Origin of the sequence: Salinithrix halophila (genome assembly GCF_042650125.1) — a bacterium.
In the GTDB taxonomy this organism is placed as follows: domain Bacteria; phylum Bacillota; class Bacilli; order Thermoactinomycetales; family DSM-45169; genus Salinithrix; species Salinithrix halophila.
Window position 1 is genome coordinate 26,283 of sequence record NZ_JBHSAP010000018.1, and the last position, 20,474, is coordinate 46,756.

The 20,474-nt window shown below is 46.4% G+C and carries 20 protein-coding genes; 11 read left to right on the forward strand and 9 right to left on the reverse strand.

Annotated elements, in window-relative coordinates; all coding sequences use genetic code 11:
• Positions 1–6 precede the first annotated feature (6 nt).
• The 3 genes from ACFOUO_RS13195 to lepB are packed head-to-tail and all read right to left on the reverse strand — an operon-like array spanning position 7 to position 2,502.
• Complete coding sequence (locus ACFOUO_RS13195; RefSeq protein WP_380705609.1) at positions 7–1,359, reverse strand: DUF4244 domain-containing protein; 1,353 nt, start codon at positions 1,357–1,359, stop codon at positions 7–9.
• A gap of 9 nt (positions 1,360–1,368) precedes the next feature.
• Positions 1,369–2,004, reverse strand: coding sequence for a Yip1 family protein (locus ACFOUO_RS13200; RefSeq protein WP_380705610.1), 636 nt, complete (start codon positions 2,002–2,004; stop codon positions 1,369–1,371).
• A 21-nt stretch (positions 2,005–2,025) separates the two neighbouring features.
• Positions 2,026–2,502, reverse strand: a complete 477-nt coding sequence (lepB, locus tag ACFOUO_RS13205; RefSeq protein ID WP_380705611.1) for a signal peptidase I — start codon at positions 2,500–2,502, stop codon at positions 2,026–2,028.
• 442 nt (positions 2,503–2,944) lie between these two features.
• Here lepB and ACFOUO_RS13210 point away from each other — a divergent pair, with 442 nt between their 5' ends.
• The 3 genes from ACFOUO_RS13210 to ACFOUO_RS13220 are packed head-to-tail and all read left to right on the forward strand — an operon-like array spanning position 2,945 to position 3,953.
• Positions 2,945–3,529 (forward strand): SMI1/KNR4 family protein, encoded by a 585-nt coding sequence (locus ACFOUO_RS13210; protein WP_380705612.1) that lies wholly within the window; start codon positions 2,945–2,947, stop codon positions 3,527–3,529.
• 27 nt (positions 3,530–3,556) lie between these two features.
• A complete protein-coding gene (locus ACFOUO_RS13215; protein WP_380705613.1) occupies positions 3,557–3,769 on the forward strand; it encodes a YgjP-like metallopeptidase domain-containing protein in 213 nt (70 codons plus the stop codon).
• Positions 3,726–3,953 (forward strand): YgjP-like metallopeptidase domain-containing protein, encoded by a 228-nt coding sequence (locus ACFOUO_RS13220; protein WP_380705614.1) that lies wholly within the window; start codon positions 3,726–3,728, stop codon positions 3,951–3,953. Before ACFOUO_RS13215 ends, ACFOUO_RS13220 begins: the two co-directional genes overlap by 44 nt.
• A 290-nt stretch (positions 3,954–4,243) precedes the next feature.
• Here the strand turns inward: ACFOUO_RS13220 and ACFOUO_RS13225 are convergent, their stop codons facing one another.
• Positions 4,244–4,807 (reverse strand): TetR/AcrR family transcriptional regulator, encoded by a 564-nt coding sequence (locus tag ACFOUO_RS13225; protein WP_380705615.1) that lies wholly within the window; start codon positions 4,805–4,807, stop codon positions 4,244–4,246.
• A 216-nt stretch (positions 4,808–5,023) separates the two neighbouring features.
• Here ACFOUO_RS13225 and ACFOUO_RS13230 point away from each other — a divergent pair, with 216 nt between their 5' ends.
• Entirely contained in the window at positions 5,024–6,568 is a 1,545-nt protein-coding gene (locus ACFOUO_RS13230; RefSeq protein ID WP_380705616.1) for an MFS transporter, read from the forward strand.
• 73 nt (positions 6,569–6,641) lie between these two features.
• Here ACFOUO_RS13230 and ACFOUO_RS13235 read toward each other — a convergent pair whose 3' ends face one another.
• Positions 6,642–7,295, reverse strand: coding sequence for a class I SAM-dependent methyltransferase (locus ACFOUO_RS13235; protein WP_380705617.1), 654 nt, complete (start codon positions 7,293–7,295; stop codon positions 6,642–6,644).
• Between the two features lie 380 nt (positions 7,296–7,675).
• On the opposite strand from ACFOUO_RS13235, the gene ACFOUO_RS13240 reads away from it, so the two are divergent.
• The 4 genes from ACFOUO_RS13240 to ACFOUO_RS13255 all read left to right on the forward strand — a co-directional run bounded on the left by ACFOUO_RS13240 (position 7,676) and on the right by ACFOUO_RS13255 (position 11,320).
• Positions 7,676–8,077: a hypothetical protein gene (locus tag ACFOUO_RS13240; protein ID WP_380705618.1), complete on the forward strand. Its 402-nt coding sequence runs from the start codon at positions 7,676–7,678 to the stop codon at positions 8,075–8,077.
• 458 nt (positions 8,078–8,535) lie between these two features.
• Entirely contained in the window at positions 8,536–9,846 is a 1,311-nt protein-coding gene (locus tag ACFOUO_RS13245; RefSeq protein WP_380705619.1) for a DUF2254 domain-containing protein, read from the forward strand.
• Between the two features lie 169 nt (positions 9,847–10,015).
• A complete protein-coding gene (locus ACFOUO_RS13250) occupies positions 10,016–10,837 on the forward strand; it encodes a DUF817 domain-containing protein (protein ID WP_380705620.1) in 822 nt (273 codons plus the stop codon).
• 75 nt (positions 10,838–10,912) lie between these two features.
• Positions 10,913–11,320 carry a CHRD domain-containing protein gene (locus tag ACFOUO_RS13255; protein ID WP_380705621.1) on the forward strand — a complete coding sequence of 136 codons (408 nt, stop codon included), beginning with the start codon at positions 10,913–10,915 and terminating at the stop codon, positions 11,318–11,320.
• A gap of 79 nt (positions 11,321–11,399) precedes the next feature.
• Here ACFOUO_RS13255 and ACFOUO_RS13260 read toward each other — a convergent pair whose 3' ends face one another.
• Entirely contained in the window at positions 11,400–13,625 is a 2,226-nt protein-coding gene (locus ACFOUO_RS13260) for a transglycosylase domain-containing protein (RefSeq protein ID WP_380705622.1), read from the reverse strand.
• Between the two features lie 592 nt (positions 13,626–14,217).
• Here ACFOUO_RS13260 and ACFOUO_RS13265 point away from each other — a divergent pair.
• The 3 genes from ACFOUO_RS13265 to ACFOUO_RS13275 all read left to right on the forward strand — a co-directional run bounded on the left by ACFOUO_RS13265 (position 14,218) and on the right by ACFOUO_RS13275 (position 16,334).
• The gene (locus ACFOUO_RS13265; RefSeq protein WP_380705623.1) at positions 14,218–14,928 is read left to right on the forward strand and encodes a Gmad2 immunoglobulin-like domain-containing protein; all 711 of its coding nucleotides are present in this window, start codon (positions 14,218–14,220) and stop codon (positions 14,926–14,928) included.
• 319 nt (positions 14,929–15,247) lie between these two features.
• Positions 15,248–15,715, forward strand: a complete 468-nt coding sequence (locus ACFOUO_RS13270) for a Rok-like winged helix domain-containing protein (RefSeq protein ID WP_380705624.1) — start codon at positions 15,248–15,250, stop codon at positions 15,713–15,715.
• A gap of 148 nt (positions 15,716–15,863) precedes the next feature.
• A complete protein-coding gene (locus ACFOUO_RS13275) occupies positions 15,864–16,334 on the forward strand; it encodes a Rok-like winged helix domain-containing protein (protein ID WP_380705625.1) in 471 nt (156 codons plus the stop codon).
• 122 nt (positions 16,335–16,456) lie between these two features.
• On the opposite strand, the gene ACFOUO_RS13280 is transcribed toward ACFOUO_RS13275, so the two are convergent.
• From ACFOUO_RS13280 to ACFOUO_RS13290, 3 genes are all read right to left on the reverse strand, one after another.
• Positions 16,457–17,134 carry a uracil-DNA glycosylase gene (locus ACFOUO_RS13280; protein WP_380705626.1) on the reverse strand — a complete coding sequence of 226 codons (678 nt, stop codon included), beginning with the start codon at positions 17,132–17,134 and terminating at the stop codon, positions 16,457–16,459.
• A gap of 116 nt (positions 17,135–17,250) precedes the next feature.
• On the reverse strand, positions 17,251–18,540 hold the full coding sequence (locus ACFOUO_RS13285; protein ID WP_380705627.1) for a hypothetical protein: 1,290 nt from the start codon (positions 18,538–18,540) through the stop codon (positions 17,251–17,253).
• A gap of 139 nt (positions 18,541–18,679) precedes the next feature.
• Positions 18,680–20,380, reverse strand: coding sequence for a bifunctional metallophosphatase/5'-nucleotidase (locus ACFOUO_RS13290; protein ID WP_380705628.1), 1,701 nt, complete (start codon positions 20,378–20,380; stop codon positions 18,680–18,682).
• Between the last annotated feature and the right edge of the window lie 94 nt (positions 20,381–20,474).

Sequence of the window (20,474 nt, forward strand, 5' to 3'; positions counted from 1 at the left end):
ACCTCCTTATTTATTACCATAGTCTGTTCCCCAAAGTTTGTGGCCTCCGGTATGAGGATATCCTTTTTGATGGACCGTGGAAGGTATTAATTGCATTCTTCCTGTTTCTTGATGATGGTGCCAAGTATACTTTCCAATCTTATATTTTCCTGACTTGATATCCTCTTTAATTTGATCACGTTCCTCTTCTGGGAAATTTCTGTAGAATCGATCTTTAAAAGATGGGTATTTATTCAATATTTCGCGCAATACTTGAGTAGATTGCGCAGTTTGTGTCTGACTTGCACCATGAATCTTATCTGGAGGTAGGTGGACTTCTGTTTTCACCCAATGAGAGAAATCCGGAAAACCATCACCGTCAAAAGGAATACCTTTTTTATTGGTTTTCCCAGCATATTTACTACTTAGTATATTGACCTTTTGACCATTAGGCAATACAGCAACCTTGATTTTTTCCCCTTTACTATTGGTTCCATCTTCAACGCCAAAATTCCTATCTGGAATAGAATACTTAGGCTTTGTTGGCCTGGAGCTACTAGTATTCTCGCACGAATTTTTCCCTTTAGCACAGGCCAATCCGTGTACAAAATCCAATACGTTTTTATCGGCGGCTTTTGAAGCTTTCCCTGCTTTTGCTGGGGTTGGAAGGCCTGTGATTAACCTGAATATTCGATTGGGGACACGGAGTTTTTCACCTGATTCCGAGTCCTTACCTGTCCACCAAGCTTTTAGGTCATTCCATCCAATGCCTTCAGCCAATAAAGCACCGGTATTTCCAACAGGATCTTGCTTAAAATCATCCCAGCGTTGCTTGAGGTATGAACCCTTCCGTTTTAAGTATCCGCCAGGGTCATTTATTAACTGATCCCATTGTTCCTGGTAGTTAACGTTTGTTAAGTCATACCAGGATTCTTTAAGATCATCCCAACCGATAACGTCTTTAAAATATCCTTTAGGATCATCTACTAAATCGCGAATATCTTTGTTTATATCATCCTGGTTCACACATGCCCAATACTCCAAAACCCCTCGAGATCTTGCGCATAAGATATAATCTTTATATTCTTTGTATTTCTGTTTAATCTCATCTGTCCATGAAGGAGGAGGTTGGTCTGGTGAAGGGCCTGGCTTCTTAGTCGGATGGGCAGAGTTGGGCTCGCTACTCGATTGATTTAGAGAACCTGAACTTTTCCCATTGATGGCGTTTTCGATCGCTGTGTGAATCTGCTCCTTCACTTCATCGCCTGTAACCACGTTGTACAGGATCGTAGCCAGGAGCATTGCTGCTGCGAGAATGATGACATATTCAACAGTGGAGGAGCCCCGTCGATTGAATAGATGCCGAAATGGATTGTTCATCTTAAAGCCTCACGCATACAGAATCCCAGCGATGATAAACAAAACGAGGAAGAATGAGACGGGAACGGTTACGACAGAGGCAAATCCTTTCCATGATGAAAACTGATGAACTTCACCCAGCGCTTTGGATAGCACCACAAGATGCCAAAACACAAAGACGAATTCCAGAAGGGCTAACAGAAAATAAAAGAGGGTCAAGATGAAGCTGTTATCCATCACGGGTGTGGTTGAAGTAAACATATCTCGTCCATAAATCAATAATTGCGGAAACCAGATAAGACCTTTTACCACATAGGGAATAGCGGCCCAAGCAACAGCCAACCTTGTTTCATGGAAAGTGGCTGTTCCCCCAAACAGTCGACCAAGCCCAAAGCAAATGGTACTGGCAACAAACCAACCGATGATTCCAATCATCGGGCCAAAAATAAAGGTGATGAAGAAAATAAAAAACAGTGGGCTCGAATCTCCCCAACTTCTGTTCGACATATAATCTAGAATCATGATGATACCAAAAAGGATTGCCAAGACGATCGGCATTTTTGAAGGGGTACGAACCAAATCGCGGATGGTCTCCTTCGGGCGGATCCATATCGAGAGCCAAGGGTTAGAGGGATCATTTGCATCATTGCTGTAATAAGGGTTCATCAAAAAACCTCCTAAATGTGTTTACTCATAGCTGACGATCTTTCCTCGGATGTCTTGCGTAGGGACGGCCCCAAATTGACGGCTATCCACGCTGTCTACCCGATGGTCTCCAAGGACGAATACATGACCTTTGGGCACCTGATAGGGACCGAAATCATCGGTTTTCCCCGTTTTCGTTTGGTACGGTTCGTCCAGTTCCTCACCATCGATGAAGACTTTTCCACTATGTATGCGGATGGTTTCCCCTTCCATGGCAATCACTCTTTTCACATAGGTGAGTTGCTCTGGCTCATGGTAAAAAACAATAATATCCCCACGGTTAGGCTGTAGTGGTCCCCTTTCCATTAAGTAAGTCCGTTCATTACGAAGAGAAGGGCTCATGCTGTTACCAATAATCGTGTAAAACTGATAAAAACGGAAAAAGAGAACAACAAAAAAAAGGACCAAGGCCATTATGCAAAGTCCGATAATCAAGATACGTTTTTTATCGACTACCAAATAATCTCCCTCCTTTCATTTGGTAACAACTGTACACCTACTTTTATTACAGTGCATTCTTCTAGTCAATAGGACTTAAAGTATATTTTAAGAACCGGATTGACTATTATTTATATAATACTGGGTATATGGAAAGAAAATGGAATAAAATAGGGGGTATATTTTTGGGGGGAATCGGATTATTTGTAGTTATGAAGAAAAATGAGTGGGTTTCCCGTTACATAGAAACTAGATCGAGAGACTATCAGATAAATGCTCTTTTTAAAACTGAAACACAAACACTACCACCCACAGTAAGCAATAGGAGCTAGCCTATGGTGAAAAAACCTGATTTAGCTGCCTAGCTAAGGCAAGGGGCGTCGGATGCCCCCTCTCGATGCTTACTGAAATAGAGGTGGTAGATATACCTGATTTTGTTAGTGTTTAATGGAGTAGTTTCCTTATGTGTAAATTATTAATGAAAAGTGCGTATACGTTCCCTATAATAAAAGAGGGAATGAAGAGTGCCTATTTGATTAAATTTGAGGGGATAAATATGAGCGATTGCCTGGTAAACGAAACATTAACTGCTCTGAAGAAAAGATTAGTTAACCAAGAAATCGAGGTTCAAGGAGAAAGAGGATTTTTGTACAAAGTTGAGTTCGAGTTTAACCCTCCTGCTTCAGATTCGAAAATACGGGAGTTTGAGAAAAACAATAATATTACACTCCCTGTGGATTACAAACAATTTTTGCTTATGCATAATGGCGCAGTTTTATTTGAACCCTGGTTTGGGGGAGGGTTTGAGTTACACAGTTTGTGGAGAATAATCGATTCTAAATTAGAAGGCATGCCAGAAGAATGGTTTCCGATTGGTTATCAGGATGGAGGTCAACTGTTCATTGATACCTCTGTGGCTAATGAGAATTATCTTATTTGGTTGGATTCTAGTATTTTAGAGGATGCCAAGTACCTTAACATGAATTTTGAAGCGTGGTTAGACCGATTTGTCGTAGCACAGGGAGCGAAATTTTGGGAATGGGAGTGATAATGGGCTTGACTAAATGAAGCAAGGTTGGGAAAAGACCGGGGATATTTCGAGCTCCGTCGCGATCAGGCAAGCTCCGGGCGGGAGCACTTCATCCATTGGTACCGGGTTCACGCCCAGCCTTGGCTGACGCGAAAGGTGGACCTTTGGAAATGCCGCCTGGGAGTGCATCCAACCGAGATCCCTGTCATGGATCTTGGATACCGTTGGGGCTCTTGCGGCCTCTTCGGGAAACTTTAATTTCCACTGGCGAACGATTTTACTCCCAGCATCCATCGTGGAATATATCGTTGCACACGAATTAGCTCACCTGCATGAGCCTCATCATACGCCGAGGTTTTGGGAGTACCTAGGTCGCGCGATGCCGGATTATTTAAGTCATAAACAATGGCTGGCACAGCATGGTATGGCATATGGGTTGTAGAGAAGGATGGAAAAGAAAGTTTTTGAGCTTTTTTCGAATAGCAACAAAGCAGAGCCCATGTGAAAAAAGGGCTCTGCTTTGTTTGCGAATATACAACTTCTGTAAATTAAATTCCCTCCACCCGGATCACTATGTCTGACGTATTTACAATTAGTTGAAGAGATGATTGTTCTTCATGGTTGTAAAATAAGCAGATGCTGGTAGCTGAGAGGTAAGCACCGTGATGAGGGTGAAAATCAGGCCCTTTCTTCGTTTCTGCAATAGAAATTTCCCTCCTCTTGATCTGGTCCTTATTCGTTAATCCCACCAATAAATATTTCTATCGTGCGACGAAAAACCTCTTGCCGTTTTTGGACGCTGTCTCGATTTGTATGGATTTCTAAGCCTGTAAAAATTGCAGTGGCGATGGCACTCACTTGTTTAACATCGGAAACGTTCCACTCTTTATTTTGATTTCCTTTTACAATAATGTTTTCAATGATGGATATATATCTGTCGCTTAATTCGTTCATTTTCTCTTGAATAGCTGGGGAATGGTTGGGTTGTGAGTAAAATTCAGCAAAAGCTCTATTCAATGGGTGATGAGCGTCTCTTACAGCAGAGAAATTGGCTAGCCCCAGTAATTGATCACGAGCGGTTTTGTATTTTTGTTGTTCTTTCTTCCAGCTTTCTTCCCAAGCTTTGTCATCTTCCTCAATTACATGAAGAAATAAATCCTCTTTACTTTTAAAATGATAATAGACGTTTCCTTTACTGCTGTTTGAGGCTTTTACGATATCGGCCATGGAAGTATCTTTATATCCTTTTTCAGCAAAGAGCTGTCGAGCTGCTTGGATGATCTTATTTTCTTTCATGGATTGTCCACTCCTTGACATCGATTGGGGAATCCATTAGCATTATATACCGACCGGTCGGTCTGTGTAAAGGGCTAAGAGCATATGACAGAAAAAGGGGTGGGGGCCATCATGCCTCTCCCGTAGATTCCGTTTATCAGGCGAATCGAGTCGTATCGGGTTTATTCATGGGCTTCGTAATTATAGGTAGTGTCAACAAAAGGAGAGGAGAGACCTATGAAAAGCAGTAAAGGTTTCACGTTAGATGAAGGGACTGCTATAGAGGGTACTTATCCAAAGGCCGGAAAGAAAGAATGGATCGGTTTGGTGGTTCTCACCTTGCCAACCTTGCTACTAGCCATTGATGTTACGGTGCTGCATCTGGCACTTCCGCATTTGGTTGCCGATTTACAGGCGAATAGCACCGAGCAGCTATGGATATTGGATATCTACGCATTTATGATAGCTGGATTTTTGGTGACAATGGGAACATTGGGCGACCGTATTGGTCGAAGGCGGCTTTTAATGATTGGGGCGAGCGCATTTGGGATTGCCTCAGTCGCGGCGGCTTTTTCCGTTAGCCCGGGGATGCTTATTGCGACCCGAGCCTTTCTTGGTATTGCGGGGGCGACCTTAATGCCTTCTACCTTGTCTCTCATTCGCAATATGTTTAAAGACCCGAAGCAGCGCGCCGTTGGGATCAGTGTTTGGGTAATGTGCTTCACGGTAGGGGCTGCTATCGGACCGGTGGTAGGCGGTTTGATTTTGGAATATTATTGGTGGGGATCGGTCTTCCTGCTCGGTGTGCCAATCATGTTGCTATTGCTCATAACAGCTCCATTCCTGCTACCCGAGTATCGGAATGATCAGGCCGGAAAACTTGATCTATTGAGCGTGCTACTGTCTCTCGGTGCTATGCTTCCCTTTATCTATGCGGTGAAGCAAATGGCTAGATATGGACTTGAATGGACGACATTTTTATCCCTAGTCGTTGGGGTGCTACTGGGATGGCTCTTCGTTCGCCGACAGGGTAAGTTGAGTGATCCGTTATTGGACATTCGTTTATTTCGTAATCCCGCTTTTAGCGGTGCGCTGGTGATGCTGCTTATTGATACGATGGTGTTCGGTGCTTTCTTTCTATTCTTTGCTCAATATTTGCAAATGGTGAAGGAGTTCTCTCCGTTTCAAGCCGGCTTATTAATGCTTCCCGGTTCGGTCGGTTCCATTATTGGATCCCTGATGACACCATGGCTTGCGCGCTGTTATCAGCCTCGCTATGTGATAAGCTTCGGGTTAGTCATCGCTAGTTCCGCGCTCTTGTTACTAGGCCAAATTGGTCCGGATACGAGTCTGGCTTTTCTAACAACAGTAACCTTATTTCTTACCCTCGGATCTGCCCCCATGATGGTCTTGTTGACGGACTTGATCATCGGTTTAGTTCCACCGGAGAAAGCAGGATCCGCTTCGTCACTATCGGAGACAAGCAGCGAGTTGGGAATGGCACTCGGTGTTGCAACAATTGGGAGCATAGGCATGGTCATGTACCGTATTCGGATGGAAGTGCCATCCGGTGTACCGCCTGAAGTTGCTGCCGTAGTCGAAGATAATCTAGCAGGTGCAGCATCCGTTGCCGATCAGATTCCGGATCATCTACGGGAAGAGGTCATCCGGGCCGCCCAGTTGTCCTTTACCGACGGATTTAATATCGCTTCCATCGTTAGTGCCGTTATCATTGCTTTGATTGCTATGATTGCTTTTAAGCAGTTTCGGGGGAAGGGGTAAAATTGCCGATCATATTGGAACATACCAACTCTGCTTCATGGTAACTCAGGGGCAGACGACCATCATACTTTTATCATCGTTTTTCCGTAGCTACGAACCATAGTTGCAGGGACTCCACATTTCCTGCGGGGTCGGTCTCCGTTTGGGTGTGGAGCCGTTGTTCGAGGATGTGGTAGTTTGGTTCTAAGATCTCATGTAATTCCCTTTCCGTATAGAAGTGTAAGGGTTTTGACTCGTGCTTGATGAAGGTGTTTGGTTCTACCTCTTGTCCGATGCCATAGTTGTTGGGGTCTGAGGTGGAAATGCAAGAAAAGATGAAGATTCCGGTCTGTCTGAGAAGGCTGGTTAGGTTTTGCAGGAGTTGGGCTCGTTGGTCCTTGAGGAAGAGATGGATGACATTGGACAAATACACCGCATCAAATGGATGTCCTTTCAACCGGTACTCATAGAACAGATCCCCTTGGAAAAAGCGGATATCCACTCCTTCTCGGGCCGCCCATTTTTTAGCATGGTCGATGGATACATCGGATAGGTCGAAGGCTGTAACGGTGAATCCTTGTTGAGCAAAGTACATGGCATTTCGTCCGTAGCCGCATCCGGGGACCAGTACGCTTTTTACGCCTGCTCGTTGGAAAAAAGGCAGTGCATCGGTTGCCGAAGGGCAAGGCTCGTCGCCCCAAACTCGTCCCTGTTCATAGCGTTGGTTCCAATATGTTTGAGGGTTCAAATGAATCGTCTCCTTTACCGCTTTTGATTTTCTAATAGTCTATCAACTAGCGGCCTCTTTACTAGTCAGAGCTGAACGTGCAAGGGACGGTTAATCATCACCTAGCAAAAAGTATAATGGATACGGGTGGGCAACTGGTTCGATCGTGGGGGTTACGCCAGAAATTGGCTCAATCATAGCAAAAGAGGTTTTCTCTTGTCCACCCCGCATTTAAAAAGGTGGTTTGGAATTTGGCTTTTTTATAGATTGGACCGTACAAAGAAAAAAGTCCTCCATGTATTGGTTTGTATCAGCTAATTTAGTGTGGTGTGATTCCACGTGAAATGTTGAATATTATGAGCAAAGAAGTCATCAAAAAACATAAGTGATGAGGTGATGGGATGAATATCCCCGTTTTGATTGCAGCTATATTGAGTGGACTCGCTTTTATTGCGCACACGTTTGTGGGAGACAGAGAAATCAAGATGATAAAGCCAGAGGATACACAGAATGATGGCCATAACAAAGTAGAGAAATGGACAATGTCTCGTTGTGGATGGCATTGGATTAGTTTTGACTTGTTGGCTACGTCTACCTTATTATTTCTCATCGTTTTCACGAGTGTCATTATTCATGAACAGTTTCTACTTACCATATTAGGCATTTACTATTTGGGCTATGGAACTGTATGGCTTATAACAATCACGGTATCCCAGTCGTTTCCCAACAACTATGTGCGGTTATGGCAGTGGGGCCTTTTATATACGATCGGTGGTTTGATTTTCTGGGGGATCTCTATTTGACGATAAATCATAAAATTAGCATTGCGGTGGAAGGAGGATTTTATCATTAACGATTACACATCCCGTAGCCCGAAGCTGCAACCTCTAAGGATGGAATCCGGATGGACGGTTGGGATTAACAAATTTTGCGAGCTGGATCCCAGGGATTTGGACCCGGATGATGAGAATTGGCTTTGGCACTTTCAAGAAGATACCTTGCAGTTGATTCATGAATCTTATCACGCCTGTTTAGATTTAGGGTGGTACCCGGGGCCTTGAACGGCGCAAACGGGTTGGTCAGTCATAAAGTGGTTGACGGGGTTTCTTAAACCGATTAACAACTCAACTCCCCCCATAACAAACGCCCAGAGAGAAAACTCTCTGGGCGTTTGTGTTTCTCAGGCTTCTCTTATAAACCGGTCAGGAGATGGAAATAAAAGAATGAAGGCCGTCAAAAGGGTGAAAGGGGGGTGGCGTTGATGAAGTTTTGGATTGGTTTGAGGCAAAAATTCTGGTTCCTTCCGATTCTGTTTAGCTTGCTGGCGTTGTTGGCTGCTTATCTTACGGTGGAGTTGGACAGGATTTTGACGTTGGAGCAGAAACGGATGTGGTTTTTTCAAGCGTTGCTCACGGACATTGATTTGGCGAAGATCATTTTAAGTTCGCTGGCTGTGGCCATCTTTACCATGATCACCATTACTTTTTCGTCCATCATGGTGGTGCTGACCACTTACACGGCGCAATATTCGCCGCGCACATTGCAAAATTTTATATCGAACCGGATTACGCAGCGGGTACTGGGGGTGTTTGTTGCCGGATTCATCTATACCTTGTTCATTTTGCTGTTTTTGAACCGGACACAAGCGAAAGTCTTGTTGATCACGCCGACTTTTGCGGTCAATATCGCGATTGCGTGTCTCGCTTTTTTTGTCTATTTCATTCATCATGTGGCTTCCTGGATCCAGGTGAATAACTTGATCAGCCAGTTGACAGAACGAACGCTTCACAGTATGGCTTCCCATTTTGATACCGTGTTAGGAGAGGAAAGTCCCCCTGAAAATATGGACCTGCTCTTCCACAAAACCGATCTTCAACCGGTGACCGCCCAGGATTCGGGATATATTCAGTACATCGATGTGGCGGGCATGATCCGGACCGCTGCGAGGGATGACGCGGTGATCCTGATGGAGAAGTCCGTCGGGGATTTTGTGACGAAAGGGGCCAAGATCTTTTCTTACCGGAGATTCTCCGAAAGAGAGGTCAAGGCGCAGGAGTTTCTGGATTTAATTGTGTTGGGAAATGAGCGAACCGCGGTCCAAGATATTGAATTCGGACTGCATCAGTTGGTGGAAATTGCTCTTCGTGCCGTATCCCCGGGGATTAACGATCCTCATACGGCTGTGAACTGCATCAACCGGATCGGGACGATTTTAACCACGTTGAGCAGGTATTCGATTAACCGGCCGTATCATTACGGTAGGGATCGACAATTACGGCTGATTCTTCGCTTACAATCCTTTTCCTATTATGTGTACAAAAGTTTTTATCAGATTCGGCACTATGCTTCCGGTGACCTTACCGTCATGGAAGGAATCATTACTGCCTTGCAAATGATTGCCGAGGCAGGACCTCCCCATAACAAAGAAACGATCTGGGACTTCAGCCGGTATATCACGGAAGGGATCAATACTTCCGACTTGATGGACTGGGACAAATATTATCTCAATCAGCGACTGCGGCATTTGGCTGTGACCACTGGGTTTGAAACGGCATATCGTCCCCTTAAGTAAGGTTGATCGGTGAACGGAAGCCCTTTTTCTGGGGAGTAAGGGTGCAACATGCTTCCTGCTTGTTTTTTCCATAGCGTCGAGTAGATGGATTCGTTAGACTGAAAGTTAAGTGATTGGGTAGTAACCCTACGCAACTTAGATATGGGCCATTTGAGCGGGGTGTAAGCAGATGTTTTTTCTTCGGCAATTACTTTCTTTTAGTTATCAGCAAGCGTTGTCTTGTATCTTTCCTGCTTTGATTTTTTTAACACTCGCTGTGTCGAAAGAAATCGAGATGCCATGGATTCATCGCTATGACTTTATTTTACTGGTTTGTATCGTCGTTCAATTCGGAATGCTCTATACAGGGATGGAAACGAAGGATGAATTAAAAGTTGTGATGGTTTTTCATTTGATCGGCCTCCTGCTAGAACTATATAAGGTGCATATGGGATCATGGGCCTATCCGGAGGAAGCCTGGACCAAAGTTTTGGGCGTTCCCTTGTATAGTGGTTTTATGTACGCCAGCGTGGCCAGTTATCTGTGCCAAGCTTGGCGGAGATTTCACCTTCGCATCTGCCATTGGCCGAGGTGGATGGTAAATGTTCTCCTCGGAGCGGCGATCTATCTCAACTTTTTTACCCACCATTACTTATATGATTTCCGTTGGGTTCTGACAGCGCTGATTTTTGTCGTTTACTTCAAAACCTATGTCACCTACCACCTCAACGGGATAACGTACCGCATGCCGATGGCGCTATCCTACCTGTTAATCGGTTTCTTTATCTGGGTGGCGGAGAATATCGCGACATTTTTTGGCGCATGGCAATACCCGGATCAACAAAAAACGTGGAACTGGGTCGGTGTAGAGAAAATCAGCTCCTGGTTTTTGTTGGTGATTATCAGTGTGATTATTGTGGCGCAGTTAAAGCATATCAAGGAATCCTTGACCAACAAATCATTGGAAGGTCCAGAGAACCAGGTTTCAGAAAAAACCACCTTCTACTCCTAATTTCCGCATGTACCGTTTCAACTGAGAGATTCATTGAATAACCTATCGGAAAATCTCTCTTGAGGAAGTTGAGCCATGCGGGAATTTTTTGCAGTGTTAAGTGGCAAGGAAGAAGTTCCCCCCGTCCAAACTGGGGCCTTTGGGTTCCTTCAGTTAAAAGGTAATGAGAGTCATACTCAACTGTGGTATCGGTTAAAGGTGTTTCATCTTCGTAAGTTTACCCAAGCCCACCTTCATCTGGCTCCCCGTGGCGAAAACGGTCCTATCGTGGCATTTCTATTCGGCCGTACTGTACCGGGAATCAGTGTAACCAAAGGGCGGGTTACGGGTACGATACAAAGCGGGGATCTCGTCGGCCCCCTGCAAGGGATGACCATCACCGACCTGGTCCGCCAAATCCGCCAGGGTAATATTTATGGGAATGCTCATACGGAGCAGAATCCAAGCGGGGAGATCCGCGGGCAAGTTCGTCCCCTCCGATGATTCGAAAGACGGCGAAGCCAATTCCCATCTATAAAAAAAGCCCCTTTTGATTAGGGGCTTTTTTTATGTGATCGACTCTTTAATGAAAGTTGAACAGATTGGGGAAATCTTCATCTTTCGGTTTTTCTTCTTTCTTCTCCTTCTTGTCTTCGTTGTCTTTTTCTTTTTGCTTTGGATATTCGATTTCCACCTTGACACCGTTGGAGATCCGTTTATCGTCCTCGTCTTGAGGGCCAGTGGTTACGACTCGATAATAAAGGGTTTGGGGTTGTGCCAGTTTTTTTAGATCGGGTTGGTCGGTGAACGATCCTTCGGTGGTCGTGTCAACGGACTCCCAGTGTCGGCGGTCTGCAGAACGCTCTACATGGTATTTTGCTCGGTTATCATAGTCCTTCCATTGCAGGGTGATCGATTGCTCTTGTGGGTCGTATCCGGCTAAGGATACACGGACGGCCTTGAGGACAAAAGGAGGCACCGGTTCGGGGACGCCGGGGTTTTCGAACCGACTGGCCGTTTCATTTGCCATGGCAGTTTTCATTACTTCTTTAAACAATCCGGCGGGAATTTCTCCATCGGAAAGACGGCCTTTTCCGTCGGTCTGGAAAACCGTCGAAGCCATGACGTATTGGTTCGTATACCCGACAAACCAAGCTTCCCGTTCAAGGGAGGAGGTACCCGTTTGACCGGCTACTTCATGCCCCGGGAGTTGTGCGGGTCGTCCGGTTCCCTTCATGACATTGTAACGGAGAATCCTTGTCATGTAATAGGCGGTTTTCTTATTGATAGGCTGTTTTTTTATCGGTTCCTTTTTCTTTAGCGTTAAGGCTCCTTGCTTGATTTTCCGGATACCATGGGCTTGGATCATGGTTCCGTTGTTGGCGAAAGCGGCATAGGATTGTGCCATTTGGAGGGTGTTCATGCCGTTTTTGAACGAGCCCCGGGACAGAGCGGCCACGGATAGCTTTTCGTCTTTTTGCAGGGAAATTCCGAACCGTTCTGCGTATTTAGTTGCGGTTTGAATCCCGAGCCGATTCATCATCAGCCAGGCGGGAGGCACATTAAGTGATTTAGCTACCGCGTCCTTCATAGCCAGGACACCGTAGGAAGTCCCCTGTTTGTTAGCCGGTTTCCATGCCCCCAGCTGAAAGTTGGGAGGATCTTTGACCCCGGTGTATTCGGTATAGGAGTTTTCCTGAATGAGCGGCGCATAGACAAGCAGGGGACGGATGACGGACCCTGGTTGGATGTGGGTGAGGGAACGGAGAGGATAACCGGTTCCCATGTAGTAACGCCCTCCCGCCAGAGCCACGATATTTCCTGTTTTGGGGTCTAGAATGGTTGCCCCGGCATCCAACGTTTTCTGCTGCTGATAGAAGGCGTTATCTTTGAGCGTTTCTTCGATCTTGGTTTGGATTTGGGGATCCAGGCTGGTGTAGATGTCGTAACCGCCGGTGGTGATTTCCGTTTCCTCTAGTCCGAACCGCTCTTTCGCTTCTGTCAACACATATTGTTTGTAGGGAGTATACTGACCTTTTGGTAAATGCTTATCCAAATATTCCTTTTTGATCCCCAGAGGGCGTTTTTGATAGATTTCTTTCTCCTTCTTTGTGATGATCCCTTCTCTGGCCATGATCATGAGAACGGTATTGCGACGCTTTTTTGCCTTTTTTGGATGCAGATAGGGATTATAGGTGGTCGTTGCCTTGGGGAGCCCGGCTAACAGCGCGACTTCATGGGGTTGCAATTTTTCTTTGGTCAGGTCTTTGTCAAAATAGATTTTGGCCGCCATCTTCACCCCCATGACCTGGTTTCCGAAGGTGATATTGTTCAGATAGGCTTGTAAAATCTGTTCCTTTGAGTATTTATCCTCTAGATTTTTGGCGACGACTATTTCTGTCAACTTTCTGATCATGGTTTTGTTCCGGTTTTCCAGAATCGAAGTGCGAGCGACTTGCATCGTGATGGTGCTGGCACCTTCTGCTTTTTCCATCTCTAGGACGTTTCGGAACAACGCACGGTAAAACCCTTGGTAGTCGATGCCGTCATGTTGGTAGAACCGCTTATCTTCCACGGCGACAAAGGTTTGAGTGAGCAATTTTTTCGATGAAATCTTTTTAAGGGAAACGTACTCCCGATTGGGGCCGATTCGACCGATGATCCGGTCGTTCCGGTCGTATATATTGGAAGCCGATTGGATCTTGTCCATCTTTTTTAAAGGAATGGAGTCTGCGGAAACAACAAGGTAGGTGGCACTTGTCAGCGCGAGACAAACAGAGAGTCCCACCCCCAAAAGAATCCACTTCAAAGCTCGCTTTCTCTTTGGGAGGGAAAAAGTATACGAACAGTTGGATAATTGGTTAAAAGATTGTATCCATTTTCTAATTCGGGATAAAATCACAGCGATGCTTTTCATTGGAATACCATAACCCCCATACTCGTAATCAAACAAATGGGTATAATGAAAGTGAATTAATATCTATCACAAATGTAGTAGATTGTCTAGGTGGACAAAATAAAAAATCAACTACCCAAAAAAAATAATTCCCCTGTGAAACACCCGATGCGCTTTATGCGTTTAAATTTTTTCACAAAGAAATTTTTATCAAGGATGATCAGTAGAAGATATCCGGGGGTGCTCCCATGCTGTTTACCTCTAAGATCGGTAGTTTGGCCGAGAGGAGGTAAACAGCACGGCCAGGCTGCCAATCTAACAAAAAAGCTCAGGCCAGGGGGAAACCTCCTTGCAAAAACCATTCCTCCCGGGTATTTTTTCATTTATCTCTAAATTCCTTCAATTCGCATTCCAATAACCAAAAGAACCAAATATTCTTTTGCAAGGAATTCATTTCCGTGTTATGTTATTGGTAGAATTATCAAGGGAGTGGAGGGAGATTGTTGTGAAAAAGTGGTTTTCTTGCTTGTCCATCCTAGTGATGATGGTCGTTGTATGGCCGACGATGGTTCATGCAAATGGGTCATCCCAAGAAGAAGAATTCTTTCGCCGAGTAAAAGTGTCCAAGCCCCAAGTCGTATATGAAGTGAAAGGTGAGGCACGGGTTTTTGAAGGAACCTATCATTATCGGGTGAAAGATGGGGAAAAAATCATCGCCAAAGGTTGGGGAACTGCTTCCGAAGGGGGGCCGGAATGGGGCGTCTTCAGCCAAACCATTCGACTTCCCAAAAGCAAAGATGCGATGAAAGCCAATTTGAAGCTGGAACTCTTTGAAGAATCGCCAAAGGATGGTTCCGAAGTGAATCGATTGGTTTTGCCGCTAAGAAATGGCATACATCAAAAGAAGAACGGTGCCTTCCGAAACATTCAGATCCATGAGCCGAAAGTAGAATACCGTGTCAGTGGTGAAGCTCGTGTGTTTGAAGGTACGTACGATTATGCGGTCAGTGATGGCCACAATTACCTGGCTAAAGGATGGGGAACAGCTTCTAAAGGAGCGCCGGAATGGGGAAAATTCAAGAAAACCATTCAAATCCCTTTGAAAAAGATGCCTGTCAACGGAACCTTAATGTTGGAGCTATATGAGCTCAGTATGGAAAATGGACAGCCCATTCATCACTCTTATGTAGTAATGGATCAGACACCCTGGAAGTAAATTAAATCGTTTGCTTAGGAAAAGCCACCTAAAGGGTGGCTTTTTACATGCGAAAAATTCAGCAAATGGCGAAACGATAGGCTTCTACAGGGTGGCAGGGAGTGCGTGTGGAGTTCATAGCGGGCAAGTGATGGAAGGGATTATGAAGCATGTGAGCCATATTTTAGTTGCAGAGACTTCCGGGTTGCAGAAGCCTTGGAAAAAGGAAGGCTTTTATGTAATTGGCGGAAATAGAGTTCTCATTTATTAAATGATTGAAAGTTGATTAAGGTGGTATTATATAATATAGGGACAGACCTAATGAAGAGGGGGATTACCAATGGAAAAACAACTGGATGATCAATTGACGGAAGAAATCCGTGCTTTGGTTCAGGAAGAAAATCGGAAATTGCTTATGACTTTACAGGTTTTGAGAAAAGAAAACATCAAATTTGTTTCGGCCCTGAGTGAAGGGATGGGCCAGGCCTTAAAACATTACACCAACGGGAGCCCTTCTTCCGATGCAGAAAAATCGGATGCCGATGAACCTGCTCCCATCCAATTGGTCAATACGAAAGGCATTCACAAGAAGACGATCAAAGCTGCAGAGCTGGTCGGCCAGATTCTTCAAGAACGACATGACATGCGCCTCGCGGAGATTGCGGAAGAAGTGGAGCGGCGAGGCGGGGATTTTGGGGCGAACCCGACGATTACCATGAAGTCCATCATGAAAATCGCGCCGGCGATTAAAAAGGTGGGTCGCGGTCGATTTGCTTATGACCCGCAACAAGAAGAGGACAAGGAATAAGGTTCGATCAAGGATTTGGTGGCTGGTAAAAGGAAGCCCTTTATGCAATTGACGGAAATGGAGTTCTGATTTATTAAATGATGAAAAGATGGATAAGATGGTATTATAAATAACCAGAAACACACCGAAGGAAAAGGGGATATTACCGATGGAAAAACAATTGGACGATCAACTGACGGAAGAAATCCGCGCTCTGGTTGAGGAAGAAAATCGGAAGTTGCTGATGACTTTACAGATTTTAAGGCAGGAAAACATCAAGTTTGTTTCGGCCTTGAGTGAAGGGGTCAGTCAGGCACTGAAGCGATATACGAACGAATCGGGTGAAGGCGTTTCCTTAGAAGGGGAGACGGTCAATGAGCCCGCCCCGATCCAATTGGTGAACACGAAAGGGATTCACAAGAAAACGATTAAAGCCGCGGAACTGGTCGGTCAAATCCTTCAGGAACGAAACGACATGCGTCTTTCGGAGATTGCGGAAGAAGTAGAGCGGCGAGGCGGGGATTTTGGGGCGAATCCGACGATTACCATGAAATCCATCATGAAAATTGCACCGGCGATTAAAAAGGTGAGACGGGGTCGCTTTGCCTATGATCCGCAACAAGAAAAAGAAACAGAATAATTTCGGATTCCCCACCCTCCATTGCAGGAGGGTTTTTATCTTTCTTAAGCAACAACCCCCGTTTCCTTGGAAACGGGGGTTGTTCAGTGGATGGGGTTCGGGGCTTCTCCGTAAGAAAGCCTTTATTGGTCAGAAATACGCCAATCGATTTCCGAATGTCCCTGTTCGCGGAGGGCACGGTTGATCGTTGAAAAAGGACGGCTTCCGAAAAACCCCTTTTTCGCGGATAAGGGAGAGGGATGGGCTGATTCGATAATGACGTGACGTTGGGTATCAATCCATTTCTTCTTCTTTTTTGCATAGTTTCCCCACAGAACGAAAACAACGGGTTCGGTCTTTTCGTTGACTTTGCGAATGATGGCGTCCGTGAAGGTTTCCCAGCCTCTGTTTTTATGGGAGTTGGCTTGACGGGCCCGTACCGTCAATACAGCATTTAGCATCAAGACTCCCTGGCGGGCCCAGGGAACAAGAGATCCGTTGTTGGGTCGAGGAAGGCCCAAGTCATCTTCCAGCTCCTTAAACATATTTCGCAAGGAGGGGGGAAGGGGAACGCCGGGACGGACAGAAAACGAAAGTCCATGGGCCTGGTCCTCGTTATGGTATGGGTCTTGGCCGAGCAACAAAACTTTCACCTTCCGGTAGGGGGTGAAAGAGAGAGCGGAAAACAGATCCGCTTCCGGTGGATATACGATATGTTGCCTTCGTTCTTCTTCCAGAAAAGTACGTAATTGCTGTAGATAAGACTGATTGAGCTCTTCGGCTAATACATCTTGCCAATCCTCAGGCAGATCAAATGCCATCGTTCAACCTCCGGTCATGATGAGAATGGATGAAGGCAAAGCCTCACAAGAAAACTTTAGCATAACAAAAGAAAATGACCCATGGGAATGGGTCAATTAAATCAATTCGTCCAAAGTTAATCGACGGCGCGGGCAGCGGCTTTCACCAATTCAACCGTCTGGTCGACGGTTGCCCGCCGTTCCTGTTGGAAGTCGTCATCCAGATAAATCGCCGGGTCTCGGGGATACTTCTCTAACGCCGCGATATGAAGGTGACCCCCTGGAAGATGATCTGCTCCGAGCCCCAAGCGGAGTCGGTTGGATCGGTACTGGCTCTCATTGGATAGATAGCTGCCGCCGCCGCCTTCGCGTGCTTTGGAACCCGGTGTGGGTCCTTCGTCGCGACAGACATAGGGGCCGGAATGATCCGGCGGGAGCCATTCGCAGACGGTATCATTGCGAGAGACAGGCCAGGGTCCCGTATTCGCATCGATCATCTGTTGGTAAGGAAGCGTCGTCTCGATGAATTCGGGTAGGGGATCGGGCATCGGCCATTGAGGGGCCGGTGGGATCTCGACCGATCGTGAGGCTAATTCATTATCTGTACCGGTATGCCAGCGCCCGGCAAAACCTTCGATGTCCATTTGCCGGGGCCTCCCCTGACTGATGGTCATCATCAGGTCGATCTGGCGAGGCCCTGGTTTCAGAGAAGGGCCAAAGGCGTCTTCTACAATTCCCCCTTCAAAATCCCGCCAACGGACGGGGAACATCACCGTCTGGATGATGGCTGGCCCCTCCTTGGTCTGGATGTGCAGGCCATCCATCTGAAGGGCTGAAGCGCCGGAGGGGTTGCTTCGGCGGAATTCCTGTTCCAATCGGTAGGGGTCGAACCCACTGACTAGAATCCGCTTGGCCGCTTTCCCGCGAGGGAAATCCACCGTGGGAAGCCCGCGGGAGGTATATTCCAAACGTTTGAGTATATGCTCCCGTTGCTTGTTGGAGAGCTGGAAATCCGGGTGCCATTGACGCAGATTCCGAGCCATATTCAGCCGGGCCCAGTAGAGAGGCCGATCATCATAGCGGTCAAGATCCCCCATATCGGGCCGTTTTCCCTGAGCGCGTTGGACAGCTGTTTTCCATAGCCGGGAGCCGTGTTTCTCGACGAGTTTGGTGGCAGCTTCCGGGCTGGATGCGCTGCACAGGTCCCGTTCGAATCGATCCGTAAAGCGGTCAAACCTGCTCTCTTTTAGAATTTGCTGGGGGATCGGCTTTCCGTCGGAGATTCGTTGTTCTTCTGGTGTAACGGGGATGGACCGGTCATAGCAACCGATTTCCTTTTTTGCAGAGACATCCGGTGGAAAAGTTACCCACAAGGGCAAGATTAAGCATCCAAGGAGCAGGAGCCTGAAGATTTTTTGATGAAACAACCGATCTCCTCCTTTGGCTTTGAATGGTGAGCCATATTTTTTATTTTCGAAATCAACAGAGAAAACTCCTACCCGACTCATAAAAAAGAGCGGGCCGTTAAGGCTCGCTCCGGTTGTATATCATTTATAGAGGGCAGGGTTAATCCAGTTTAGCACCCGTGATTTTCCAATTATCATCCTTTTCCGCGGGGACGGTTCCTTTTTCGCGGATATAGTTGGTCATCAGCTCGGACATTTCGATGTTGAGGTCTTTAACGACAGGTTTCCCTTGGAACATCGGGTAGCCGCCTCCGCCTCCGGCCCGATAGTTGTTAAGGGCTACGTCGTATTTCTTGTTCATGTCCAAAGGTTGTCCGTCCATGTCTGTCAGTTCTACGATCCGCTGGCCAACAGGTTGGGATACATCGATGGTGTATCGGATTCCCTCCCACATGTCATAGTTGTAGTGCTGGACTTTGGGGGAGAGATATTCCGGGTTCACCTCCAGGGGATCGGATCCACTGTTTTGTTTCCAGTAATTCGAGGACTTCTCTAGAGCATCCTTGATATCTTGGCCGCTCACCCGGATCACCTTCAAGGTGTTGGGATAGATGTACGTACTCAAGATGTCGCGAGTGGTTACTTCGGATGGAAGGCCGGGTACCGCGTTATCGAAGAGCGAGGTGGAAGAAATCTTAGCCCCGCTGTAATGCATCTGCACCCGATTGATGAACTGAATCAGGGCCGTGTCATGGGAACGAGTGTACTGAGGGTCCCGGACGGTCATGTCCCCTTCGATCTTTCCTACGGGAGCATCCAGGAACTGTTGGGTTTTCTTTTCGTAGGGGGCGACTAGTTTCACGATCTTTGGATCGGCTTTTACTGTGGAGGATTCGAGGAGTTTTGCTTTTTTTTCCTTCACTTTCCACTTTCCCTTTTTCTTGTACAGCTTCATGTCGACCACGGAGAGATGGCTTCCCCATTTGTTGGGTTCGGTGATCAGGACCCCGTTTACTCGTACATCTTCGATCGGGGTGTGCATATGGCCGGCCAGGATGGCATCAATTCCTTTGACCTGGGTTGCCAATTGGTATACTTGGTTTTCTCCGGTAGTCTCGGGAAGCGGGATGATTTCCCCGTCGGCTCCCTTTTTGTGTTCCAGGCCTCCATGATAGGAGACGAAGATGACGTCAGCCTTCTCTTTCTTTTTCATGACCGGAACCCACTTGTTCGCTGTCTTCACCACATCAGTGAAATCCAGGTGTTTGATGTGTTGAGGGTTTTCCCATTGAGGGACGAATTGGGTCGTGAGGCCGAGGACGCCGACACGAAGCCCCCCCGGCATCTTAAACATTTTGTATGGTTTTGTGTAGACCTTTTTCGTGTTTTTTCTTAGGGTGTTGGCCGAAAGCCAGGGAAAACGGGCTTCTCCTGCTGCTTTCTCAAAGACCTGACGGCCATAATTGTACTCGTGGTTTCCAATCGCCATCGCGTCATATCCGAGCTCGTTCATCGTCAGCATCATCGGGTCGGTCGGCTTGTTATCCACCCGGGCGTGATAATAGGACATCGGCGACCCCTGAATCGTGTCACCGCTGTCCAGAAGAAGAGCTTCGGGGTTGCGTTTTCGAACCTTTTTTACCAAGGTAGCGATCTTGGCGAGGCCATGGTCGGCGGGGGAATTATTGTTGTAGTGAAGAGGCATGATGAGGCCATGCAAATCGCTGGTGGACATGATTGTAAGACGGTATTCCTTGGGCGAATGGGACTTGGCCTGAACGGCGGGGGAAAGAGACAGAACAAGGATGAAGCAAATACTGAGGGAAATGGCGATGAATCGGCGGCTTTGGGACGACAGCATGAATTTTCCTCCTTATCCAAACAGCAGGATATGATCCGATATGATTCTACTGCTTTGGAAGGAAAAAGGAAAGAAATTTTTTGATTACAGAATT